Origin of the sequence: Streptomyces sp. NPDC057654, from assembly GCF_042800135.1 — a bacterium.
Taxonomy (GTDB): domain Bacteria; phylum Actinomycetota; class Actinomycetes; order Streptomycetales; family Streptomycetaceae; genus Streptomyces.
Window position 1 is genome coordinate 1 of record NZ_JBHVHQ010000657.1, and the last position, 4,923, is coordinate 4,923.

Consider the following 4,923-nt stretch of genomic DNA (forward strand, 5'->3'; position numbering starts at 1 on the left):
GGGTACGGGCCCGCCCGCCGGTCACCAGGCGAACGCCTCCGGGGACGGGCCGGGGCCCGGGAAGATCTCGTCCAGCGCGGACAGCAGCTCCGGCGACAGCTCCAGCTCGACGGCGCGCAGCGCGGACGCGAGCTGGCCGGTGGTGCGCGGGCCGACGATCGGGCCGGTCACGCCGGGCCGGGTCAGCAGCCAGGCCAGCGCCACCTCGCCGGGCTCCAGACCGTGCTTGGCCAGCAGGTCCTCGTACGCCTGGATCTGCTCGCGCACGGCCTTGTCCTGGAGGGCGTCGTGCGCCCGCCCGCCGGACGAGCGGCCGGTGCCGCCGTCGCGCTCCTTGCGGAGCGCGCCGCCGAGCAGCCCGCCGTGCAGCGGGGACCAGGGGATGACGCCGAGCCCGTACGCCTGCGAGGCCGGGATGACCTCCATCTCGGCGCGGCGCTCGGCGAGGTTGTACAGGCACTGCTCGCTGACCAGCCCGTACGAGCTCCGGCGGCGGGCCGCCTCGTTGGCCTGCGCGATGTGCCAGCCCGCGTGGTTGCTGGAGCCCGCGTAGAGGATCTTGCCCTGCTGTACGAGGACGTCGACGGCCTGCCAGATCTCGTCCCAGGGGGTGTCCCGGTCGACGTGGTGGAACTGGTAGAGGTCGATGTAGTCCGTTCCGAGCCGCTTGAGGCTGGCCTCGACCGAGCGGCGGATGTTGACGGCGGACAGCTTGTCGTGGTTGGGATAGGCGGGGCCGTCGTCGAGTGACATGTTCGCGTAGACCTTGGTGGCGAGGACGGTCTTGTCCCGCCGGTCGCCGCCCTTCGCGAACCAGCTGCCGACGATCTCCTCCGTACGGCCCTTGTTGGCGCCCCAGCCATAGGCGTTGGCCGTGTCGAAGAAGTTGACGCCCGCGCCGAGAGCGGCGTCCATGATGGTGTGGCTCTCGGCCTCGTTCGTCTGGGGGCCGAAGTTCATCGTCCCGAGGACGAGGCGGCTGACTTTGAGTCCGGTGCGTCCGAGCTGCGTGTACTCCATGGGGCCATAGCCAACGCCTTCAAGCGCACTCGAATCAAGACAGCGGCGCTATGGCGGGTGTGGTGTCCCGGCCGTTCCGCCGCCGCGCGGTCAAGGCGCGGGCGGGCACTCCTGACTGCCCGGCCGTGCACCGCGGGCCTCTCCGTTGCGCACTTCCGCGCACTCCGGAGCGCGAGCTTCCGAAACACCCGCCGCTCGGTGAACTTCCGGCGCGGCGCGCGCATCCAACTCCGTGAACGACGCACGGAACAGGCGGCTTTCGGTCGCGGCTCCTTCTCCGGTCCCAAACTCCGGGAGAACCGCGCGCGGGAAGCCGCCAAGACAACCGATGACCACCAATGGAGGAATTCATGAAGTCATGGCGTACTCGTGTCGCTCTCGGTCTCGCCGTCGGCGCCGCGGTGATCACCGTTCCGCTGACCGCCTCGTCCGCCTTCGCGGCCGGCCCCCCGGCCGGTGACGGCTGGCAGCCGGTCGGCGGCGAGTCGTACGACTCCTGGCAGGCCTGCTACGACCAGATGCAGCAGGACCTGCCGCTGAGCCCCCAGTACCACGAGGCCACTTGCGTCAGCGACCCGCAGCCGGGCCTGCCCAACTTCTACTCGGAGTGGATGCGCTGAGCTCGTCCCTCATGAGCCCGCCTTCAAGAGCCCGTCCTTCATGAGCCCGTCCTTCATGGGTGGGTGACCGACGGGGCTCCCGTGCCGGTGCGGTGTGTCCTACGCGCGGTACGGGAGCCTTGCCGGTTGCCGTCAGTTCTCCCGCCTCGGCGGAGGGTAGGAGACGAAGCCGCCGGGGATTTCGTTGCCCTGCGCGTCCCAGGACTGCGTCGAGCCGTAGCCGGACGCGTCCGGCCTGCCTGGTACGGGGTCCATCCGGATGCCCATTCCGGTCGGCGCGTACCACGTCCGGTTCGAGCCGGCGCTGTGCATGTCGTGCGCCATATCCGCGGCCGCGGTGGCCATCGGGTGGCCGGACGTACAGGACATGAGCAGCCCGTCCTGACCCGGGGTGTTACGGACCGCCTCCCGGTACCCGGGATGGTTGCGCAGAATGCGGCTGAACGTCCTCCCGTCGACCTTGACCGCCTTGACGGCGTTCGGGGCCACTTCCACCGGAATGCTGAAGAACTCATTGGACGCGTGAGCATGGATATACAGTGGGCGGTTGCTCCACGGCGCCTGCGAGGGCGGTCCCGGATTGAAGACCGGAGCTTGGGGCGTGCCTTGCATGTTTACGCTGTAGACCTCCAGGTCCGAGGTCCGCTGGGGTTTCTTCGCCCATGAGGTGACCTGGTCGGTGTCGCCAGGCCGGGTCGGGAAGGAGATTCCGACCAAGACGTCCGCGACGTCCCGCAACGCCTTCGCCCGCACATGCTGAAAATCAAATCTGTAGTAATTGCCCGCCTGGTCCAGGCCGTCCAAGGGGCCGCCCTGTCCGAGTACCTGGGTGCGCCCGCCCTGCTCCATCCGCTGGACCGGCGGAACGGCCCCGTTGCGCCGGCCCCCGTCTCGCCGCTCCCCGCTGTCGCGCAGCATCTGGACCATCGCGGCGTTCCCCGCGGTCCCCTGTACTCCGCGGGTCGCCGCCATCGTCGCGGCGGACGTCCGGCCGCTCTCCTGCCGGTTCATGGCGCGCTGCGCGGCGGCCATGGCCGTGTTCGTTAACGGTCCGGCCTCCCCGGTTCGCGAACGCGCCGACGTCCGACTGGGTGCGGGTGTCTCCGACTTGTCTCTCGCACGCAATCCGCTACTCCTTCGCATGTCATGTACGTCATGTCAACGGGTGTTCCTCTAGCACTCTAAGGGGGGCTTTGAGAGGGGAGTTCGGCCAGCCGCACCGCCTGCCGAGGTGTTCGGCGCGGGTACGCGCGGTACTTCGCGCGGTACTTCGCGTGAGGCGTCTCGTAAGGGGTCTATGGGGCACCGCTCTTTGCCCGAGGCGCTGCCCGGCAGGCCCTGGCGTCGCTGTGCTGTGAGTGAATGGATAGGACGAGGTATAACCTCACCCATCCACATGGAGGCGAACCATATGCGGTCGCAGTCGGAACAGACCGACGCGGGTACTCGGAGCGCGGCACGGCGCCCCCGCGACCAGAGCGCGTCCGCTCTCCCTCCGCTGACCGCGGCCGAGGTCACGTCGATCCAGCGGCTGGCTGCTTCTGGGCCCGCCATGGCCGTAGCCCGCGCGTCCGATCAGGAACAGCACGTGCACGGTGCCGGCTGCGGCCACGGCGGGCCGGAGAGCGGCGAGGCCACCGCGCCGGGCGATCTGCTGAAATCGGCGATGTCCTCCCCGAGCCGGCCTTTGGGAGGGTCGCTGCGTTCGGAGGCGGATTCGTTCTACCAGAACGACTTCTCCGCTGCCCGTATCCACGACAACGACGTCGCGCAGCGCGCGACCGAGGCCATGGGCGCACAGGCCATGACGGTGGGGTCCCATGTATTCCTGGGGCCCGGGGCCGCCGGTAACAAGGAAGTCATGGGCCATGAACTCGGGCACGTCGACAAGAACTTGCGCGGAGTCCGGGAAACGGGGAACGACAACGGCTCCGGCGTGAACGTGACCGACCCCCAGCAGAGTTCCGAGCGGACGGCGGAGGCGGACGGCGCCGCATTCGCCGCGGGCGCGGAAACGGCGCCGTCGGTGCAGCGCTCGGTGGACGAGGGCGCGGTGACGCGGATGCGCTCATTGCAGGGGGCGGCGGGGAACAGGGCTGTGGCGCGGATGCTCAGTTCCTGAGTAGCTGCTGAGAGGAGTAGGTCGGCGGGGGCGCCGTTGGCTGCTGCCGCGATGGGGTGAGGGTCGGTTCTTCGGGTGCGGGTGCGTACCCCCCCCGGCAGCAGACAGCGAACCCGCCCGTTAGCCGAGCGGAGGGAACTACCCGCCCCGTTGGTCCGCACCCGTACCCGTATCCGTGCCCGGCCCGGGGGCCGAATGGCGGCGGCTGTCGAGGTCGCGGCGGTAGCGGGCGGAGCCGCTCGGATCCGAGGTCGGGCCGGAGTCCGAATCGGACCTCGGGTCGGACCTCGGGTCGGCTCTCGGATCAGATCCCGGGTCTGAGCTGGGGGAGTTGCTGGGCGCGGGGGTCGTGGGGGCCCGGCGGCCGGTGCTCGGCCGGGGGGCTTCGCTCGGCGGTGGCGGGGGAGTGGGGGAGGCGGCCGGTCCGTACGCGGGCGGCGTCTGGTGGGGACGCAGCGGGCTGCCGGGCAGCAGCAGGTACAGGGAGACGGACGCCGCGACCGCGCCGACGGCGGCGAGTGCGGTCCGCCGCACCCGGCGCGTACCCCAGGCGCGGCCCGCGGGCGGCGGCGCGGGCGCCAGGTCGTGCGGGGTGATCTGCGCGGCGCGGGCTTCGAGGGCGGCGCGCAGCCGTTCCTCGGTCTCGGCGTGACGGTCGGCCGCCGCGCCGGGGTGGCGTGGGCTCAACGGTCCGCCTCCAGCAGTCTCTTCTCCAAAGCGTCCAGCGCGCGGCTCGCGGTGGACTTCACGGTGCCGCGGGAGAGCCCGAGGGTCTCCGCGATCTGCGCCTCGGACAGTTCCGACCAGTAGCGCAGCACCAGCACCTCACGCTGACGCTCCGTCAGTTCAGCCAGTGCGTCCAGCACCTCGCGGTGCTCCTCGGCGAGCAGCAGCCGCTCGTCCACCGGCGGCCCGTACCCCTCGTGCGGCGGCGTGTACGCGCGCGCCGTCCGCCGTCGGCGCAGTACGGAGCGGGCGGCGTTGACCACCGCCGTGTGCAGATACGCCGACGCGTCCTGAAGATCGTCCAGCGACGACCCGTGCCGACGGCACACCGCCGTGAACGCGTCCTGCACCACATCCTCCGCCGTATGCCGGTCGTCCACCAGGAACACCGCCAGCCGCACCATCTCCAGCCGCCGCGCGTGGTAGAGGTCGGCC

General features: G+C 70.8%; 6 protein-coding genes. 2 read left to right on the top strand and 4 right to left on the bottom strand.

The features are described from left to right. Positions 1–21: 21 nt before the first annotated feature. Positions 22–1,020 (bottom strand): aldo/keto reductase, encoded by a 999-nt coding sequence (locus ACFU99_RS32975; RefSeq protein ID WP_384399035.1) that lies wholly within the window; start codon positions 1,018–1,020, stop codon positions 22–24. A 350-nt stretch (positions 1,021–1,370) separates the two neighbouring features. Here ACFU99_RS32975 and ACFU99_RS32980 point away from each other — a divergent pair, with 350 nt between their 5' ends. Next, the gene (locus ACFU99_RS32980) at positions 1,371–1,640 is read left to right on the top strand and encodes a hypothetical protein (protein WP_363131557.1); all 270 of its coding nucleotides are present in this window, start codon (positions 1,371–1,373) and stop codon (positions 1,638–1,640) included. Between the two features lie 132 nt (positions 1,641–1,772). Here the strand turns inward: ACFU99_RS32980 and ACFU99_RS32985 are convergent, their stop codons facing one another. Further along, complete coding sequence (locus tag ACFU99_RS32985) at positions 1,773–2,672, bottom strand: hypothetical protein (protein ID WP_384399037.1); 900 nt, start codon at positions 2,670–2,672, stop codon at positions 1,773–1,775. Positions 2,673–3,051: 379 nt separating this feature from the next. Here ACFU99_RS32985 and ACFU99_RS32990 point away from each other — a divergent pair, with 379 nt between their 5' ends. Then, a complete protein-coding gene (locus tag ACFU99_RS32990) occupies positions 3,052–3,762 on the top strand; it encodes a DUF4157 domain-containing protein (RefSeq protein WP_384399039.1) in 711 nt (236 codons plus the stop codon). Positions 3,763–3,900: 138 nt separating this feature from the next. On the opposite strand, the gene ACFU99_RS32995 is transcribed toward ACFU99_RS32990, so the two are convergent. Both ACFU99_RS32995 and ACFU99_RS33000 read right to left on the bottom strand, forming a co-directional pair. Beyond that, positions 3,901–4,449 carry a hypothetical protein gene (locus ACFU99_RS32995; RefSeq protein WP_384399041.1) on the bottom strand — a complete coding sequence of 183 codons (549 nt, stop codon included), beginning with the start codon at positions 4,447–4,449 and terminating at the stop codon, positions 3,901–3,903. Next, positions 4,446–4,923: sigma-70 family RNA polymerase sigma factor (locus ACFU99_RS33000; RefSeq protein WP_384399043.1), on the bottom strand; the 478-nt coding region annotated here is incomplete at its 5' end. The genes ACFU99_RS32995 and ACFU99_RS33000, both read right to left, overlap by 4 nt.

What these genes read in the sequence shown, in the direction of transcription:
- ACFU99_RS32990 (WP_384399039.1), top strand. Translation starts at nt 3,052, where the DNA reads ATGCGGTCGCAGTCGGAACAGACCGACGCGGGTACTCGGAGCGCGGCA.
- ACFU99_RS32975 (WP_384399035.1), bottom strand. Translation starts at nt 1,020, where the DNA reads ATGGAGTACACGCAGCTCGGACGCACCGGACTCAAAGTCAGCCGCCTC.
- ACFU99_RS32985 (WP_384399037.1), bottom strand. Translation starts at nt 2,672, where the DNA reads ATGGCCGCCGCGCAGCGCGCCATGAACCGGCAGGAGAGCGGCCGGACG.
- ACFU99_RS32980 (WP_363131557.1), top strand. Translation starts at nt 1,371, where the DNA reads ATGAAGTCATGGCGTACTCGTGTCGCTCTCGGTCTCGCCGTCGGCGCC.